Genomic DNA, 16,591 nt, shown 5'->3' with positions numbered 1-16,591 from the left:
GGTGGCACGTCCGAACGGCGGCCAGGGTGGAAAGGTGCCTCGAAATCGTGACGACCGGACAGATATCCGATCCCGCCCGGGGCCAGGGGCCCGCCTCCGCCGACCAGCATGCCTGCCGACGCCGCACCGAACGTGCCCTGCAAGCGGTCGCCTTCGACACCATCGGCGCCCGCTACGGCGAGGCATTCCCCGCCAAGTCCGGTCAACTGGAGTGCGGGGAGTGGCTGCTGGCCGAGCTGGAGCCCGGCGCGCCCGTCCTCGACATCGGCTGCGGCACCGGCGATCCGACGATCCGCCAGCTGACCGGCGGCGGTCTGAGCGTCACCGGAGTCGACCTCTCCGACGGCATGCTCACCCTGGCCCGGCGGACGGCCCCGGCGGCCGCGTACCACCGGATGGACATGTACGACCTGGGCACCGAGCGCGCCGTGGACGCCTGGGGCGTACCGGAGTTGGGATGGCAGGCGGCCGGCACCTTCGCCGCCGCCACGGCCTTCTTCTCGCTGATCCTGCTGCCGCAGGACGAGATACCGGTGACCCTGCGCCGGATCCGCGAACTGCTGCGGCCCGGCGGCCTGCTGGCGCTCGGCATGGTGGAGGCCGATCTCGACTACGCGCCACTGCCCTTCCTGGGCCACGAGATAAGGATCAGCGGCTACCTGCGCGAGGAGCTGGAGCAGACGCTCGCCGGGGCCGGTTTCGCGGTCGAGTCGCACTCCGGCCATCCGTACGCCCCGGCGAACACCGCACTGCCCCCGGAGGAGCAACTGTTCCTGCGCTGTCGCCGGACGGGCTAGCGACGCGGGCCGACGGACGGCCGGCCGCTGACGGCCCGTCCTCGGACCGACCGGCCACAGACCGACCGCGAGGCCTCAGGGCCGAGCGAACGCGGGCCGCTCCGGCACAGAACCGCCGACTCCCCCTCAGACCTCTTCGACCTATTGGAACGGGCAGCCCGTGCGCGACCACTACCAGCCCCAGACCGGGCAGCCGCCCACCGTGCCCACCCAACGCCGCTCACCACCCGCGATGGCGGCCACGATGCCGTCCGCCTCGATGCCCATGACCACTGTGCCGTCCACGCCCCTCCCGCAGAGCCCTGACGGGCGCCCCCTGATCGCCGAGCGGCTGTCGTACCTGGACAGCGCCGCCCGGCGGATCAACAGCTCGCTGGACCTCACCGCGACGCTGCGCAACCTCGGCCGGGTGCTGGTCCCCGTGCTGGCCGACGCCGCCGTGCTCCATCTGCGCGACCCGCTGCCGAACCTCGAACGCGACCCGGGCTGCCCGAGCGCGCTGCGCATCCACCATTCCCAGGGCACCCGGCTCGGCCGCCGCTCGCCGACCAGGCAGGTCCAGTCCGGCGGCGCACTCGCCCGGACGCTCGACCAGCAGCTGTGCACCGGTCCGGTGGTGCTGGGCACCCCGTCGGCCGACCGGCTGCGTCCGCTGCTGGAGGAGCTGTACGGGGCACCGACGATCGCCCGGCTGGCGGCGGGGACGGCGCTGCTGGCACTGCCGCTGCGCGGGCGGAAGGCGGCACTCGGACTACTGATGCTGATCCGCCGCCCGGGCAAGACCCCGGCGCCGCAGCCCGCCGTGGCCGACCCGGTGACGGCGGCCTTCGACGCCGCCACCGCCTTCGATCTCGCCGACACCGCCACCGCCACCCATCTGGCCACCCAGGCGGGGCTGGCCGTGGACACCGCACTGCGCTACTCCCGCGAGTGGGAGATCGCGGACGAGCTCCAGCGCAGCATGCTGCCGACCCATCTGCCGCAGCGGCACGGGGTCCGGCTGGCCCACCGCTATCTGCCCGGTGAGAGTGGCGCCCAGGTCGGCGGTGACTGGTACGACTCGGTCCCGCTGCCCGGCAACCGGATGGCCCTGATCGTCGGCGATGTGATGGGCCACTCGCTCACCTCCGCCGCGATCATGGGCCAACTGCGCACCAGCGCACAGACCCTGGCCGCCCTCGACCTGCCGCCGCACGAGGTGCTCTACCACCTCGACGAGCAGGCCCAACGACTGGGCCACGAACAGCACTTGGCGACCTGCGTGTACGCGGTCTACGACCCGATCGCCAATCGGGTGGTGCTGGCCAACGCCGGACACGTGCCGCCGATCCTGATCCAGCCGGACGGCCGCAGCGAACTGCTCGACCTGGAGCCGGGCGCCCCGATCGGGGTCGGCGGGGTGGACTTCAGCTCCGCCGAGCTGCCCGCACCGCCGGGCTCCGCGCTGCTGCTCTTCACCGACGGCCTGGTGGAGTCCCGGCGCCGGCCGATCGGCACCGGCCTTGAGCTGCTGCGCAGCCGTCTCGGCAGCGCGGACCGGCGCTCGCCCGAGCAGCTGTGCCACGAGGCGCTGCGAATCCTCCCGCCCGGCGACCGGGCCGACGACATCGCCCTGCTGGCCGCCGCCTTCGACGGCATCCCGGCCGAGGACGTCGCGTACTGGTACCTCCAGCCCCGGCACGAGACCCCGGGCCGCGCACGCCGCCTGGCCGGGCACGCGCTGCGCCGATGGGGGCTCGAACCCCTCGCCGAGAACACCGAGTTGATGGTCAGCGAGCTGGTGACCAACGCCATCCAGCACGCCACCCGCCCGGTCACGCTGCGACTGGTGCGGACCTCGGTCCTGCGCTGCGAGGTCGGCGACGACAGCCCGGTCCTGCCCCGCGCCCAGCGGGTCGGGCCCGAGGACGAGCGGGGGCGGGGACTGCAGATAGTGGCCAGGTGTGCGGAGCGGTGGGGCGCGACCAGGCTCGGCGCCGGAAAGGTGGTCTGGTTCGAGCAGCGGATCCCCCGGCAGTAGGGGCTTGATCAACTGCGCGTGCGGACCACCCCGGGCTCTGCGGAGCGAGGGCAATCGGCCGGTCGTCAGGGGTTACGTGAACCGCCGGTCCTGGTAAGCGAGTTGGCGAAGCGCCGCGTGCGCGTCCGGGCCGAGGACGGCCTCCGCGAGGGGCGGGGTGCGGGCGAGGCGGACGACCGCGCGCAGCACGTCCGCCTGCCAGAGCACCACCAGGGCATCGGCCAACTCCCCTGCGGCGTCGGGCGACACCTTCCGCTGGGCATGCCACTCCCGCAGCAGGGACTTGACCACGGTGAAGGCCAGCCGCCGCCCCCGGACCAGCTCCCCACGGGAGTTGAGGCCGAAGACGTCGATGGTGGCATGCCCCTTGGGCGTCAGCCCCTGGTACGAGCCGGACTCCAGGTAGAGCAGCAGATGGTCGGCCGGATCCTCGCGGGCGGGGTCGATCAGCAGGTGGGCGCCGGTGACGGGGTCGCAGGGGAAGAGGTCGCGCTTGCGGTTGCTGTTGCAGTAGGCGCAGGCCAGCAGGTGGTTGTGCCAGTCGAAGGTGCGCAGTGGGGCTCGGGCGATGGGCTCGAAGTGGTCGATGTCGGTGCCGAGGTTGTCGCCGCAGTACATACAGCGGAGCAGGCCGGGGGCCATCCGGTGCAGCAGGGTGCGCAGCTTGGCCTTGGATTCGCGGGCGGTGCGCCAGGCGGACCGTCCGGTGGCGGTGCTGGGGCCGGCGGCGCGGATCGCCTCGGTGCGCCGGGCCAGGTCGGCGGCCAACCGGTCGTGCAGCGGCGGGCGCTGGAGCGGGATCACGGCCTGCCGCCCCGGCGGGAGCGGACCTCGTCCACCCGGGCGGTGAGCGAGCTGTTGAGCCTGGCACCGAGCGCGCGGTACTCGGCGGCCTCGGCGGTGGACGCCCTGCCCGCGTACAGCTTGCGCTCCAGGGCGATCAGCAGCTGCCGTTCGGCCTCGGCCTGCGGGGAGTGGACGCTGGGCAGGCCGAAGAGTTCGGTGAGTGCGGCGTCGTCGCCGCTGCCGTAGACGATGCGCTGGTGCAGGTCCTCGTCGAGGATGCGGGGCGGCACCTGCTCGGTGGGGCCCGGCAGGCGGATCAGTCCGCCCGGGTCGGCGGCCTGGCAGATGTACGGGCTGTGCGTGGAGACCAGGAACTGGACCTTGGGGAAGTGCGCGACCAGCCATTCGCCGAGCTGCTGCTGCCGGGCGAGGTGGAGGTGGGCCTCCGCCTCGTCGACCAGGGCGAGGCCGGGTGCAGGGGCGGTCGGCAGTTCACCGTCCACCACCAACTCCTCGCCCGGCTCCTCCGGTTGGGCGTGTCGCAGCAGGTCGAGAACCAGGGCGATGGCAGCCCTGACACCCCCACCGAGCGCGTCCGCCGGAAGGACGCTGCCGCCCTGGGCGATCCAGAGGCCACCGGAGTCGACACGGGCGATCCGGTGCCCCTCGGGCAGCAGGCCGTCGTCCAACATGGCGAACACCGAATCACTTTGATGCCTCATCAGCCATCGGATGCTTTCGGCGAGGGTTGCGGAGCCGTGAAAGCGGGTGGCGACGGGCGCGACGGCGGCGGCATGGGTGCCGGAGCGGTGTTCGGCGAGGCCGCCGTCGGTGCGGGCGAGCTGCCAGCGCACCTCCTCCGCCGCCGCGCCGATGACCCTGACCTCGCCGGCGCCCCCGCCCCCGTGCAGCCAAGCGGGATCTGCAGGGCCGCGCCCGAGCGCGTGGGCGAGGGCGTGCAGCAGGGCGGTCTTGCCGGAGCCGTTGGGCCCGGCGAGTACCGTCCAGCCGGCGTGCGAACCGTCGGGCCTGGTCAGGTCCAGGTCGACGGTGCGCTCGCCCCGGAACCCCCCGAGGTTCTCGATCCTGAGCCTGGCGACATACATGGCAGCCACCCCTGTGCCGATCGGCGATGCATGGATTGAGTACCCGTCACCGGCCGGTGAATCACTCCACGATTCGAACGGGCAGCTCGGTCAGCACCTCGCGCAGGGAGGCGGCGAAGCGCTCGTACTCGGCACTGCGGGCCGATCCCGGGCGGGTCGCCAGGCCGATCCGGCGGCCGGGTGCCGGTGCGGCGAAGTGGACGGCGGCAAGCCGGTCGGTGCGTCCGGCCTCGACGTCGAGGGCGGTGGCGGGCAGCAGGGTGACGCCGATGCCCCCGGCGACCAGCTGGACCAGGGTGGAGAGCCCGGCGGCCCTGGTCGAGCCGCCGGACGGGTCCGCACCGACCTCGCGGCAGATGTCGAGAGCCTGGTCGCGCAGGCAGTGGCCCTCCTCCAGCAGCAGCACGTCGAGGTCGAGCAGGACGTCGCGGGGCACATCGCTCCGCCCGGCCAGCTCGTGGTCGGGCGGCGTGATCAGGACGAAGTCCTCGTCGAAGAGCGGGATGTCGCGGGTGGGCGCCGAGCCCCCGGCGGGCAGAGCGAGCAGCAGGAGGTCCAGCCGGCCGGTGGCGAGCCCCTCCAGCAGTGAGGGGGTGCGCTCCTCGTGGACGTGCAGATCGAGCTCGGGGTAGCTGCGGCGGACCAGCCGGAGCACGGCGGGCAGCAGGTACGGGGCGACGGTCGGGATGACGCCGAGGTGCAGCGGGCCGGTGAACGGGCGGCGGGCCGCCTCGACCTCCTCGGTCAGGTCGTGCAGCGCGGCGAGCACCCGGCGTGCATGATTGGCCACACGCTCCCCCAGCGGCGTGATGATGACCTTCCGCGTCGTACGCTCGACCAGCTGCGCCCCGAGCGTCTCCTCCAGAGCGGCGACCGCCCCGGACAGCGCGGGCTGGCTGAGGCCGACGGTGGCGGCCGCATCGCGGAAGTGGCGGTGCTCCACGACCGCGAGGAATGCCCTGAGCTGGACGATCGTGGGGGTACGTGGCTTGGGGTGGTGCGAGTTACTGATAGCTCTCTCCGATCAGACGGATCGAGTCTAGCTATTTCCCCGATCAGTGGACCGTGTGTCACTGTGGATCAGTCCGGAACGGCCGAACCATAGGCAATCCGGATATACCTCCCCTCAATCGCAACACAGGAGAAGCGAACGTGCTCACGATCGGTGACAAGTTCCCCGAGTTCGAACTCAACGCCTGCGTCGACCTGGACGCCGCGAACGCCTTCGCCGAGATCAACCACAAGTCCTACGAGGGCAAGTGGAAGATCGTTTTCTTCTGGCCGATGGACTTCACCTTCGTCTGCCCGACCGAGATCGCCGCGTTCGGGAAGCTGAACGAGGAGTTCGCCGACCGCGACGCCCAGATCCTCGGCGTCTCCGGCGACTCCGAGTACGTCCACCACGCCTGGCGCAAGGACCACAAGGACCTGCGCGACCTGCCCTTCCCGATGCTGGCCGACGTCAAGCACGACCTGATGCGCGCCTGCGGTGTCGAGGGTGCCGACGGCCTGGCCCAGCGCGCCGTCTTCATCGTGGACCCGAACAACGAGATCCAGTTCGTCATGGTGACCGCCGGCTCCGTCGGCCGTAACCCCAAGGAGGTCCTGCGGGTGCTGGACGCCCTGCAGACCGACGAGCTGTGCCCCTGCAACTGGACCAAGGGCGAGGACACCCTCGACGCCCAGGCCCTGCTGGCCGGCTGACCATGGCTCTCGACGACCTCAAGGCGGCGCTGCCCGAGTACGCCAAGGACCTCAAGCTCAACCTGAGCGCGGTCATCGGCAACTCCGAGCTCCCCGCCCAGCAGCTCTGGGGCACCGTGCTGGCCTGCGCCATGGCCACCCGCAGCCCCTCCGTCCTGCGTGAGCTGGAGCCCGAGGCCAAGGCGAACCTGACCCCGGAGGCGTACAACGCCGCCAAGGGCGCCGCCGCCATCATGGGCATGAACAACGTCTACTACCGGACGCTGCACCTGCTCTCCAACGACGAGTACGCCACCATGCGCGCCGGTCTGCGGATGAACATCATCGGCACCCCGGGCGTCGAGAAGGTCGACTTCGAGCTGTGGTGCTTCGCGGTCTCCGCGATCAACGGCTGCGGCCAGTGCCTCGACTCGCACGAGAACGTCCTGCGCAAGGCGGGCGTCGACGCCGCGACCGTCCAGGCCTCGATGAAGATCGCCGCCGTCGTCCAGGCCGTCGCCGCGACCCTCGACTCCGAGGCCGCGCTGGCCGCGCTCTGACGCACCAGGCAGCACGAAGGGGCCCTGTCGGACAACCGTCCGGCGGGGCCCCTTTCGCCGTTCACCCCGCCATCGCCCCGGTTATTCCCGCCAGGTCTGCCAGGAGCCTCTCCGGCGGCTGGTCGAGATCGAGGTCGTGCTGCTGGATCCTGGTGCCCGCGTTGCGGATCCGGTGCAGGGCAGCCGGTGCGCCGCCCCTGGCGTAGACGAGGTGACCGGACGGCAGACCGAGCGCGGTGGCGTAGGCCAGCATCTGGTAGAGGTCGTCCACCGGCTTCCTGTCGGCCTTGTACTTGGCGTCCGCGACGGCCAGCGGTCGGCCGCGTTCATGGTGCCGATGATGAAGACGTTCGGGGGCAGGACGAAGTCTTCTGCGGAGCAGGTGAGCCGCACGGACCAGCTCGATGCTACGACCGCGGTCCGACAGGTTGTCGACGGGGCGGGCCGGGTCAGGCGGAGGGGTCGGCCGGGGCTGCGACGCGGGCGGCTTCGAGGGCGTCGAAGACCTGCTGGCCGGCCGCGTTGCGCTGGCGCAGGTGGGTGACGACCGTGTTGGTCACGGCGATCAGTGGGACGGCCACGATGGCGCCGCCGATCCCGCCGACGATCGAACCCGCCGCGACGCCCAGGACCACGCCCAGCGGATGCACCCGCACCGCGCGGCCGAGGATCAGCGGCTGGAGCAGATGCCCTTCGATCTGCTGCACCGCGACCAGCACCACCAGCACCATCAGCGCGGTGAACGGCCCCTGCGTCACCAGGGCGATCAGGACCGCGATGGTGCCGGTGACCAGTGCGCCGACCAGCGGCACGAAGGCACCGAGGAAGATGATCACCGCCAGCGGCAGCGCCAGCGGAACTCCGAGCAGCTGGATACCGATACCGATGCAGAGCGCGTCGATGAAGGCCACGCACACGGTGCCGCGCACATACGCGGTCAGGGTGGCCCACGCCTTCGGGCCCGCGCCCGCCATCGCATAGCGCGAGTGGCGCGGCAGACCTCGCAGCAGCCAGCTCCAGATCCTGGCACCGTCGTAGAGCAGGAAGAACGTGGTGAAGGCGGCCAGCACGACACCGGTGAGCACCTCGACGGCTATCGTCACGCCGGTGAACCCGGCCGAGGTGATCTGCTCGGAGTTGGTGCCGATCGCGGTCGAGATCTGCTTGGCGAAGTCGTTGATCTGCTGCTGGGTCAGATGGAGCGGCCCGGTGACCAGCCACTCGCGGAGCTGGTTGACACCCGCCTGCACCTTGCCGGTGACCGAGTTGAGGTTGGTGCTCACCTGCCAGATCACGAACCAGCCGACCAACCCGATCCCCGCCAGCCCGCTGAGGAAGGTGCCCGCCGCCGCCAGCGAGCGCGGCACACCGTGCCGGCGCAGCCAGGACACGGTGGGCTCCAGCAGCGCGGAGATCAGCAGCGCGGCCAGCACCGCGAAGGCGACCAGCCGCAGCATGTCCACCACCCGGAACACCAGGTAGAGCGCCGCCGCGAGCAGCAGCAGCCGCCAGGTGGACTCGGCGGCCACCCGCAGCGTCCACGGCACCGCCTCGACCGGGCTCGCCGGACGGCGCAGGTTCGGCTCCCGCCCGTACGGCGCCGGGACCGTCCGCTCCGCCTCGGGGTTCCGGACGGACACGTCCGGCTGCGGAGCGCGCGGCGTCGGCACCTCGATCGCCGGTTCTTCCGTCTGTACCGCTATCCGTGCGAGCACACCGCCGCCATCCGGCAGTGGATCGTCCACCGCACGGGCAGCCCGGCGCCGTTCCGCCAGCACCGCCACCACCCGGGACGCCAGAGCTCCCGCCCCTGACACCGCCAGCACTTTCGCGCCCCGCGCCACCTTCGACACCACCGCTCCCCGATCGGCCCATGCTGCGCCGTGGGTCGTCCCCGTCACGGCTGTCGGGGACGACGCTACCCGCCCGCCGGACCCCGATTCGCCGCGGCAGAGGGGTGAGGGCAAGGAATCTCCGATGTCCCGGAGGCAGAAAACGCCAAAATATCGGACAATTCTCTGGTTTCGGACAGTGGATCGCCGGGGAGGGGCCCTGATGCACGGAGCCAACTGCCGGCGGACCGGCCGGTGCCGGGGCTTCCAGGACCCTCCCCGGCGCCCCGCGTTCGCAATCAGGACCGCACCGCCCGTCCGCGCATGGTCAGCGCAGCGCCGGGCGGCGCGGCCCGCCGCGGCTGAACTCCCGTACCGACGACTCGTACAGATTTGTGTGCACAGACGCGAGAGACCCCCGACGCAGGTCGGGGGCCTCTCGTATGCGCTGGGCGGCGCTCAGTGGCAGCGAATGCTCAGTACCACTGGTGCGCCTGCCAGAAGGACCACGCACCGCACGGCGAACCGTAGCGGTCGTTCATGTAGTTCAGGCCCCACTTGATCTGCGTCGCGGGGTTGGTCCGCCAGTCCGAGCCGGCCGAGGCCATCTTGGAACCCGGCAGCGCCTGGACCAGGCCGTACGCCCCGGAGCCCGCGTTGGTCGCGGTGTAGTCCCAGCCGCTCTCGTTGTTCACGATGTGGCTGAAGCACTGGAACTGGCTGGAGTCACCGACGATCGAGGCGGCCAGGGCCTGGACCGAACCGGGGCTGGCACTGACGGCCGCCATCTCGGTCCGCGCCTTGGCACGGTTCGCAGCCTCCTCGTCGGCCTGCCGCTTCTCCTCGGCGGCCTTGGCCGCCTTCTCGGCATCGGCCTTGGCCTGAGCGTCGGCAGCGGCCTTCTGGCGCGCGGCCTCGTCGGCGGCCTTCTTGACGGCGGCTTCCTTGGCGGCTTCGTCGGCGGACACCTGCTGAGCGGCGGCCTGACGGCTGAAGTTGTTGCTGACGGTCTCCGCGTGGGCACCCGTGGGGACGTCGGCGAGCAGGGTGGCACCTGCGACGTCGACCGTCTGGGTGCTCTTGCCCTCGCTACCGGAGGCCACGCCGACGACGGCACCGACAGCGGTGACCGCGGTGGCGGAGGCCACAGCAACTCCCCGGACCGAGATCCGAGTCACATGGTTTCCTTCCAGCATCGCCCGCGCGTGACCGTTCGGACGCAACATGCCCCTTGGCGCTGGTCTCCACAGGTGCTGGTCACGGGAGACTCGGGCCCGGCGCCAGGCCGAGACTGAGTCGGACAAGCGAGTGGATCGGGCGGCGCACGGCTCATCTGTGTTCAGTTGTTCGCCCGCCGACCGGAGTTGCCGGGCGAGTTGTGCCGTACGCGGGGCCTGACAGAACCCTCACCATGCCGCACCGGGACGTGTCTACGCAATTCCCGGTTGCGTGGCGGATCTCACAATCACCGCGAGCAGGGGGTTTGTCGCGCCACGGGAGAAGAAACAGTCAGATGTGATGACAGCCAAGGGACCTGCCGCTATGCGACAGGTCCCTTGATGTCCTTTTAGGGCGATTTGACCCACTGTGGAGCGGGAGTTCAGGGCTGGATGTCCTCCAGCATCTCCGTGACCAGAGCGGCGATCGGCGAGCGCTCCGAGCGCGTCAGCGTGACGTGTGCGAACAACGGATGCCCCTTGAGCTTCTCCACCACCGCGACCACGCCGTCGTACCGGCCCACCCGCAGGTTGTCGCGCTGCGCCACGTCGTGGGTGAGCACCACCCGGGAGCCCTGACCGATCCGGGACAGCACGGTCAGCAGGACGTTCCGCTCCAGGGACTGCGCCTCGTCCACGATCACGAACGCGTCGTGCAGCGACCGGCCCCTGATGTGGGTCAACGGCAGCACCTCCAGCATCCCCCGGGCGATCACCTCCTCGATCACGTCCGGAGTGGTCACGGCGGAGAGGGTGTCGAAGACCGCCTGCGCCCAGGGGCCCATCTTCTCGGCCTCGGTACCCGGCAGGTAGCCCAACTCCTGCCCCCCGACCGCGTACAGCGGACGGAACACCATCACCTTGCGGTGCTGCTGTCGCTCCAGCACGGCCTCCAGTCCCGCGCAGAGCGCCAGCGCGGACTTACCGGTGCCCGCACGGCCGCCCATCGAGATGATGCCGACCTCGGGGTCCAGCAGCAGTTCCAGCGCGACCCGCTGCTCGGCACTGCGGCCCCGCAGCCCGAACGCCTCGCGGTCCCCCCGGACCAGCCGGACCCGGCCGTCGTGCGTCACCCGGCCGAGCGCGCGGCCGCGCTCCGAGGTGAGGACCAGGCCGGTGTGCACGGGCAGTTCGTCGGCGCCGTCGATGTCCACGGCGACGTCGTGGCCGGCCCCGAACAGGGCGTCCACCTGGTCACCGGAGACATGCAGCTCGGACATCCCCGTCCAGCCCGAGGTGATCGCCAGCTCCGCCCGGTACTCCTCCGCCAGCAGACCGACCGAGCTGGCCTTGATCCGCAGCGGCAGATCCTTCGAGACGACGGTGACGTCGTAGCCCTCGGCCTGCAGATTGCGGGCGACCGCCAGGATCCGGGTGTCCGCCTCGCCTCCGCCCGAGCGGTACCCGGCCGGCAGCACGGAGGGGTCGGAGTGGTTGAGCTCGACCCGGATGGTGCCGCCGAACTCGCCCACCGGGATCGGCTCGTCGAGCCGACCGTGGTGAATTCGGTAGTCGTCCAGCAGACGGAGCGCCTGGCGGGCGAAGTAGCCCAGCTCCGGGTGGTGCCGCTTGGCCTCCAACTCGGTGACCACCACCACCGGAAGGACGACCTCGTGCTCCTCGAAGCGCGTCATGGCGAACGGGTCGGCCAGGAGCACGCTGGTGTCGAGAACGTACGTGCGCCGGTCTGGTGTCCGGCGGCTCTTGGTACTGACCACTAGGCCTCCAGAGCGGATGACCCAGCGTCACCCGCGGCAAGCCGGTCCCCGCGACCCCGGTGGCCGGAGTACCGGTCTGAGGGGGGTATTCCCAGGCGAGCCGCGGTGCATACCCGTCGCACGCAAGTGACGGATCATTGTCGACGAACGTTTACCCGCCCGCCTCCCGGGCACACGACCTGAACCGCTGTCAGGCGCACCGACCAGCCTTCGGAGGCCGAGGCGGTGGCGCAGCCGATAGTCGCGCAGGGCCCGCAGACTGCTCTGCCCTCAGGAGGGCGACCATGCACAAGGCCGGCCAGTACGCCTCGCAGAAGCAGGCCTGACCACTGCGGGGGGCGCCCCCCGCGTCCCCGGCCGACCCCAACACCGCGAGCCACCGCCGGAACCGAACCGTCTGCGGCCGAACCCTCAGAGGCCGAGGCGGCGGTGGCGCAGCTGGTAGTCGCGCAGGGCCCGCAGGAAGTCGACCTTGCGGAAGGCCGGCCAGTACGCCTCGCAGAAGTAGAACTCGCTGTGGGCGCTCTGCCAGAGCAGAAAGCCGGAGAGGCGCTGTTCCCCGGAGGTACGGATGATCAGGTCGGGGTCGGGCTGGCCGGTGGTGTAGAGGTGTTCGGCGATGTGCTCGACGGTGAGGATTTCGGCCAGTTCCTCGATCGAGGTGCCCCGGCCCGCGTGCTCCTGGAGGAGGGAGCGGACGGCGTCGGCGATCTCGTGCCGGCCGCCGTAGCCGACGGCGACGTTGACCGTGATCCCCTTGACGTGTGCGGTGGCCTGGGCGGCCTGCTTGAGCACGTCCGCCGTGTGCTCCGGCAGCAGGTCGAGCGCGCCGACCGGGTTGACCTTCCAGCGGCGGGACTCGGCCAGTCCGCGCACCGCATCCTCGATGATCCCGAGCAGCGGGACCAGTTCGTCGGCGGGCCGGGAGAGGTTGTCGGTCGAGAGCATCCAGAGGGTGACGACCTTGACGTGCGTCTCGTCGCACCAGCCCAGGAACTCGCTGATCTTGTCCGCACCGCGCTGGTGTCCGTACACGGTGGTACCGCCGGTCGCCTTGGCCCAGCGACGGTTGCCGTCGAGGATCACCCCGATGTGGCGCGGGGTGTTGTCGAGGTGCACCTCGACCCGGCGGCCGTAGAGCCGGTACGCGTTGTCCAGCAGGGTGCGCAGACCCGGCGTGCTCTCGACCACATCGCGCAGACCCATGACGTTCGGCCCCTCCGTACTCGGTCCCCCGGGTGCGACTGAATACCCCCGGCGCAGCCTACTCCCGCGCGGTACGCGGAGGTAAAGCCGCAGGTACCGAAGGTGTCACAAGCATGTACAGAAGGGTTCGATCCCATGTGGGTCCGGTGTGGCCGCAGTCACACCTGCCATGACACGGAACGGTCACCGCTTCCTTAAGCAACCCGTAAGCCGGGTTCCGGATGCTTGACGCCCCCCATTGGTCTAGTCCAGCTTTTGAGCGAGGCGACGGAACCGGAGCGCACTGGTCGGCCCGTCGAACCCGACAGCTCTCCTGCGGACCTCCCTCCCCCACACGGAGCCGCCGCGCCCCCACCGCGGCGGCTCCCCCTCCTTACCCCACCGGAGCGTCTCTCCATGGCCCGTACGCTGCAGCAGCCGTCCCACCGGCGCCGCCGAAGCAACGTCCCCACGGTCCTCGCGGCCGGCACCGCCGCACTGGCCCTGGCCGGGTCCGGCCTGGCCCTCTTCGAGGGCGGGGCCAGCGCGGCGGTCGGCAACCTCGTCGCCAACGGCGGTTTCGAGACCGGAAGCCTCTCCGGCTGGAGCTGCACCGGCACCGCGAGCACGGTCTCCTCCCCGACCCACTCCGGCTCGAACGCCCTCCAGGCGACCCCCGGCAGCTCGGACACCGCCACCTGTCAGCAGACCGTCAGCGTGCTGCCCAACACCACCTACACGCTGAGCGGTTGGGTCCAGGGCCCGTACGTGTACCTGGGTGCGAGCGGTACCGGCGGTACCGATCCGTCCGTGTGGTCCGGCCAGAGCGGCTGGAACCAGCTCGGCACCACCTTCACCACGGGCGCAGGCGTCGGCAGTATCACCGTGTATGTGCACGGCTGGTACGGCCAGGGCGCCTACAGCGCCGACGACATCACGCTGACCGGCCCGGCGGGCACCGCATCGCCGTCCCCCTCCACCTCCGCCGGCTCCTCCTCCCCGACACCGAGCAGCTCGCCGTCCTCGTCGCCGTCGTCGTCCTCCCCGAGCAGCTCGCCCTCGTCCTCCCCGAGCAGCCCGCCCTCGGGCAGCCCGAGCAGCAGCCCCTCGCCGACCGGCCCCACCACGCCGCCGAGCGGGGGTCTGCCGGCCCACGCCCTGACCGGTTACTGGCAGAACTTCGACAACGGCGCCACCGTCCAGCGCCTGCGTGATGTACAGAGCGCGTACGACATCATCGCGGTCTCCTTCGCCGACGCGACGAGCACGCCGGGTGCGATCGGCTTCACCCTGGACCCGGCGCTGGCCACCAAGCTGGGCGGCTACACCGACGCCGACTTCAAGGCCGACATCGCCGCCAAGCACGCGGCGGGCAAGCGGGTCGTCGTCTCGGTCGGTGGCCAGAACGGCACCATCGTGGTCAACAGCACCGCCTCCGCCAACAACTTCGCCAACAGTGCCTACGCCCTGATCCAGAGCTACGGCTTCGACGGTGTGGACATCGACCTGGAGAACGGCGTCGACCCCGTCTACATGGCACAGGCGCTGCACACCCTGCAGAGCAAGGTCGGCTCCGGCTTCGTACTGACCGTGGCGCCCGAGACCATCGGGATGTACAGCACCTCGGGTGCGTACTTCCAGCTGGCGCTGAACACCAAGGACATCCTGACCGTCGTCAACACCCAGTTCTACAACTCCGGTGGGATGAACGGCTGCGACGGCAAGGTCTACAACCAGGGCACCGTGGACTTCATCACCGGCCAGATCTGCACCCACATCCAGGGCGGTCTGCGCCCGGACCAGGTCGGCATCGGTGTCCCCGCCTCCAGCAAGGCGGCAGGCGGCGGTTACGTCAACTCGACCGTCGTGAACAACGCGCTGGACTGCCTGGCCACGGGCACCAACTGCGGCAGCTTCGTCCCGCCGGCCAAGTGGCCGACCATCCGGGGCGCGATGACCTGGTCGACCAACTGGGACGCCGCCAACGGCAATGACTTCTCCGCCAATGTGGGCGCCCACGTCCACGCAATGCCGTAACTCCGTCGGGAGCACCCGCCCTTCGGGGGGGCGGGTGCACCGGGCGAGGCCCGCCGTACCGTCCGGGTTGCGGCGGGCCTCGCCCGTTCCGGCAGGCTCGACACGTCGGCACGTCGGCACGTCGGCAGGAGATCGTCAGGAGGTCAGCAGGAAGTCATCGGCGCGTCAGCAGAGCGAGCGCGCGATCGAAGGCCGAGTCGCGGTGATGGCCGAACTCGTCCTCGGTGAAGACCGGTTCGGGGTACTGGGGCGGTATGCCCGGGCCGTCGAAGGTGCGGCCGGATCGGGTACGGAACTCCTCGTTCGGCATTCCGAACTCCCAGCCGTTGGGGAGGCTGCGTCCCAGCACGTCCGAGAAGACGCCCTGGGTGGACTCCCCGACCCGGGCCGTGCCACCGGGGCGGTCGATCAGGGCCTGGGTGAACGTCTCCCCCGCACTCACCGTCGATCCGCTGGTCAGGACCGCGACCGGGCCGGTGTAGCGGGCGCCCTGGGCAGGCTGCACGGCAACGGGCTGCGGGCGGGTGAAGCCGCTCGGATCGGCCGGGTCGTTGCGGACCACCTTGCTGTAGGCGAGGTAGCTGCGGTCGGTGAGGCGAGAGGCGATCTCAAGGCCCAGGCTGTCGGACCCACCGCCGTTGATCCGCAGGTCGATGATCAGGCCGCGCAGCCGGGCGGTGCGCTCGGGGGTGAGGATGTCGTCGAGCGCGCGCCGGAGCTCGGCGCTGTTGGCGGCGTAGCTGTCGTTCTTGTCGTCCGTGTAGCCGCCGAAGCCGGAGATGCGCAGGTAGCCCTGGCCGCCGGGCAGGTCGGCGTAGCCGATCCGGTCCTTGGCGTAGTACCGCAGGCTCCGGCCGCCGAGGTCACGCTTCTCGATGTACGCCCGGACCCGCTTGTCCAGGTCGGGCCCCGGCATCACGGTGCCGGGGCGGATCCGGGCGAAGCAGCCCGTGGCGCCGGCGTCGATGTGGACATGCGCGTCGTACAGCGGCTGGACCATCTCGCTCAGGACGGCGAAGAGCTCCGCGTCGCTCGTCTGCGCTCCGATCCGCGGCCGGTACGTGTCCCTGACGGCATGCCAGTCGATGCCCTTGGCGGCGAAGAAGGGGTAGTTGTCCTCGAAGGTCTGCCAGAAGACGTCGAACGTCGCCACCGGGCCGGTGGGCGCCGGACGGGTGCAGTCGTCGGGCAGGGCCGGGACGCGGTGCAGCGTACGGTCCCCGGGGGAGCCGTCCACGTGCAGGGAGGCCGCCCGGCTGCCCTGGGGGCGCACGGTGAGGACCGTCCCGTCCCCGGTGGTGAAGGTGGCCGAACCGGCGTCGGCGCTCGCACGCTCGGCGGAGTCCGCCTTCAGGCAGCTGACCGAGTTGGTCTGGTACGTCTGCAGGTGGCCGTCGGCGATCGAGAGCACGGTGCCGTAGCCGTCCGTCCGCCACACGCCGTCCACCGACCGCGACGCGGCGGCCGCAGGCCCGGCGGGCAGCACCACGCCACCCGTGACGGCCAGCAGCGCCACCGCTGTGGCGGCCTTCGACGCGGCCTTCGACATGGAATTCCTGAACAGCACGGTCACGCCTCCCGGTTGAGCACCCTGCTTCCCGGTGACCATGCTCCCCGCCGCCTCCTCGCCCGGCGATAGTGCTGGCTGCC

General features: G+C 71.0%; 14 protein-coding genes. 5 read left to right on the top strand and 9 right to left on the bottom strand.

What is annotated here, in order from left to right; translation table 11 throughout:
- The first annotated feature begins 47 nt into the window (after positions 1 to 47).
- Together P3T39_RS00405 and P3T39_RS00400 are read left to right on the top strand one after the other, a co-directional pair.
- Positions 48 to 797, top strand: a complete 750-nt coding sequence (locus P3T39_RS00405) for a class I SAM-dependent methyltransferase (RefSeq protein ID WP_348534289.1) — start codon at positions 48 to 50, stop codon at positions 795 to 797.
- A 265-nt stretch (positions 798 to 1,062) separates the two neighbouring features.
- Entirely contained in the window at positions 1,063 to 2,817 is a 1,755-nt protein-coding gene (locus tag P3T39_RS00400; RefSeq protein WP_280695175.1) for a serine/threonine-protein phosphatase, read from the top strand.
- A gap of 72 nt (positions 2,818 to 2,889) precedes the next feature.
- On the opposite strand, the gene P3T39_RS00395 is transcribed toward P3T39_RS00400, so the two are convergent.
- The 3 genes from P3T39_RS00395 to P3T39_RS00385 form a co-directional block, all read right to left on the bottom strand.
- Positions 2,890 to 3,621 carry an HNH endonuclease gene (locus P3T39_RS00395; RefSeq protein ID WP_280695174.1) on the bottom strand — a complete coding sequence of 244 codons (732 nt, stop codon included), beginning with the start codon at positions 3,619 to 3,621 and terminating at the stop codon, positions 2,890 to 2,892.
- Positions 3,618 to 4,709 carry an AAA family ATPase gene (locus P3T39_RS00390; protein ID WP_280695173.1) on the bottom strand — a complete coding sequence of 364 codons (1,092 nt, stop codon included), beginning with the start codon at positions 4,707 to 4,709 and terminating at the stop codon, positions 3,618 to 3,620. The genes P3T39_RS00395 and P3T39_RS00390 overlap by 4 nt, the downstream gene beginning before the upstream one ends.
- 61 nt (positions 4,710 to 4,770) lie before the next feature.
- Complete coding sequence (locus P3T39_RS00385; protein WP_280695396.1) at positions 4,771 to 5,721, bottom strand: LysR substrate-binding domain-containing protein; 951 nt, start codon at positions 5,719 to 5,721, stop codon at positions 4,771 to 4,773.
- A 140-nt stretch (positions 5,722 to 5,861) separates the two neighbouring features.
- Here P3T39_RS00385 and P3T39_RS00380 point away from each other — a divergent pair, with 140 nt between their 5' ends.
- A complete protein-coding gene (locus tag P3T39_RS00380) occupies positions 5,862 to 6,413 on the top strand; it encodes a peroxiredoxin (protein ID WP_280695172.1) in 552 nt (183 codons plus the stop codon).
- Between the two features lie 2 nt (positions 6,414 to 6,415).
- Complete coding sequence (locus tag P3T39_RS00375) at positions 6,416 to 6,952, top strand: alkyl hydroperoxide reductase (protein WP_280695171.1); 537 nt, start codon at positions 6,416 to 6,418, stop codon at positions 6,950 to 6,952.
- Between the two features lie 61 nt (positions 6,953 to 7,013).
- Here P3T39_RS00375 and P3T39_RS00370 read toward each other — a convergent pair whose 3' ends face one another.
- The 5 genes from P3T39_RS00370 to P3T39_RS00350 all read right to left on the bottom strand — a co-directional run bounded on the left by P3T39_RS00370 (position 7,014) and on the right by P3T39_RS00350 (position 12,925).
- Complete coding sequence (locus tag P3T39_RS00370) at positions 7,014 to 7,334, bottom strand: hypothetical protein (protein WP_348534296.1); 321 nt, start codon at positions 7,332 to 7,334, stop codon at positions 7,014 to 7,016.
- 67 nt (positions 7,335 to 7,401) lie between these two features.
- Positions 7,402 to 8,805, bottom strand: a complete 1,404-nt coding sequence (locus tag P3T39_RS00365; protein ID WP_280695170.1) for an AI-2E family transporter — start codon at positions 8,803 to 8,805, stop codon at positions 7,402 to 7,404.
- A 455-nt stretch (positions 8,806 to 9,260) separates the two neighbouring features.
- On the bottom strand, positions 9,261 to 9,980 hold the full coding sequence (locus tag P3T39_RS00360) for a transglycosylase SLT domain-containing protein (protein WP_280695169.1): 720 nt from the start codon (positions 9,978 to 9,980) through the stop codon (positions 9,261 to 9,263).
- A gap of 404 nt (positions 9,981 to 10,384) precedes the next feature.
- Positions 10,385 to 11,719: a PhoH family protein gene (locus P3T39_RS00355; protein WP_280695168.1), complete on the bottom strand. Its 1,335-nt coding sequence runs from the start codon at positions 11,717 to 11,719 to the stop codon at positions 10,385 to 10,387.
- A gap of 411 nt (positions 11,720 to 12,130) precedes the next feature.
- A complete protein-coding gene (locus P3T39_RS00350) occupies positions 12,131 to 12,925 on the bottom strand; it encodes an isoprenyl transferase (protein WP_280695167.1) in 795 nt (264 codons plus the stop codon).
- Positions 12,926 to 13,321: 396 nt separating this feature from the next.
- Between P3T39_RS00350 and P3T39_RS00345 the strand changes: the two genes are divergently transcribed.
- Positions 13,322 to 14,941, top strand: a complete 1,620-nt coding sequence (locus tag P3T39_RS00345) for a glycosyl hydrolase family 18 protein (RefSeq protein ID WP_280695165.1) — start codon at positions 13,322 to 13,324, stop codon at positions 14,939 to 14,941.
- A gap of 154 nt (positions 14,942 to 15,095) precedes the next feature.
- On the opposite strand, the gene P3T39_RS00340 is transcribed toward P3T39_RS00345, so the two are convergent.
- Positions 15,096 to 16,490: a S41 family peptidase gene (locus P3T39_RS00340; protein WP_280695164.1), complete on the bottom strand. Its 1,395-nt coding sequence runs from the start codon at positions 16,488 to 16,490 to the stop codon at positions 15,096 to 15,098.
- Positions 16,491 to 16,591: the final 101 nt, after the last annotated feature.

The organism is Kitasatospora sp. GP82 (assembly GCF_029892105.1).
Classification (GTDB): Bacteria; Actinomycetota; Actinomycetes; order Streptomycetales; family Streptomycetaceae; genus Kitasatospora.
This window is presented reverse-complemented; position numbering and strand designations above follow the sequence as displayed.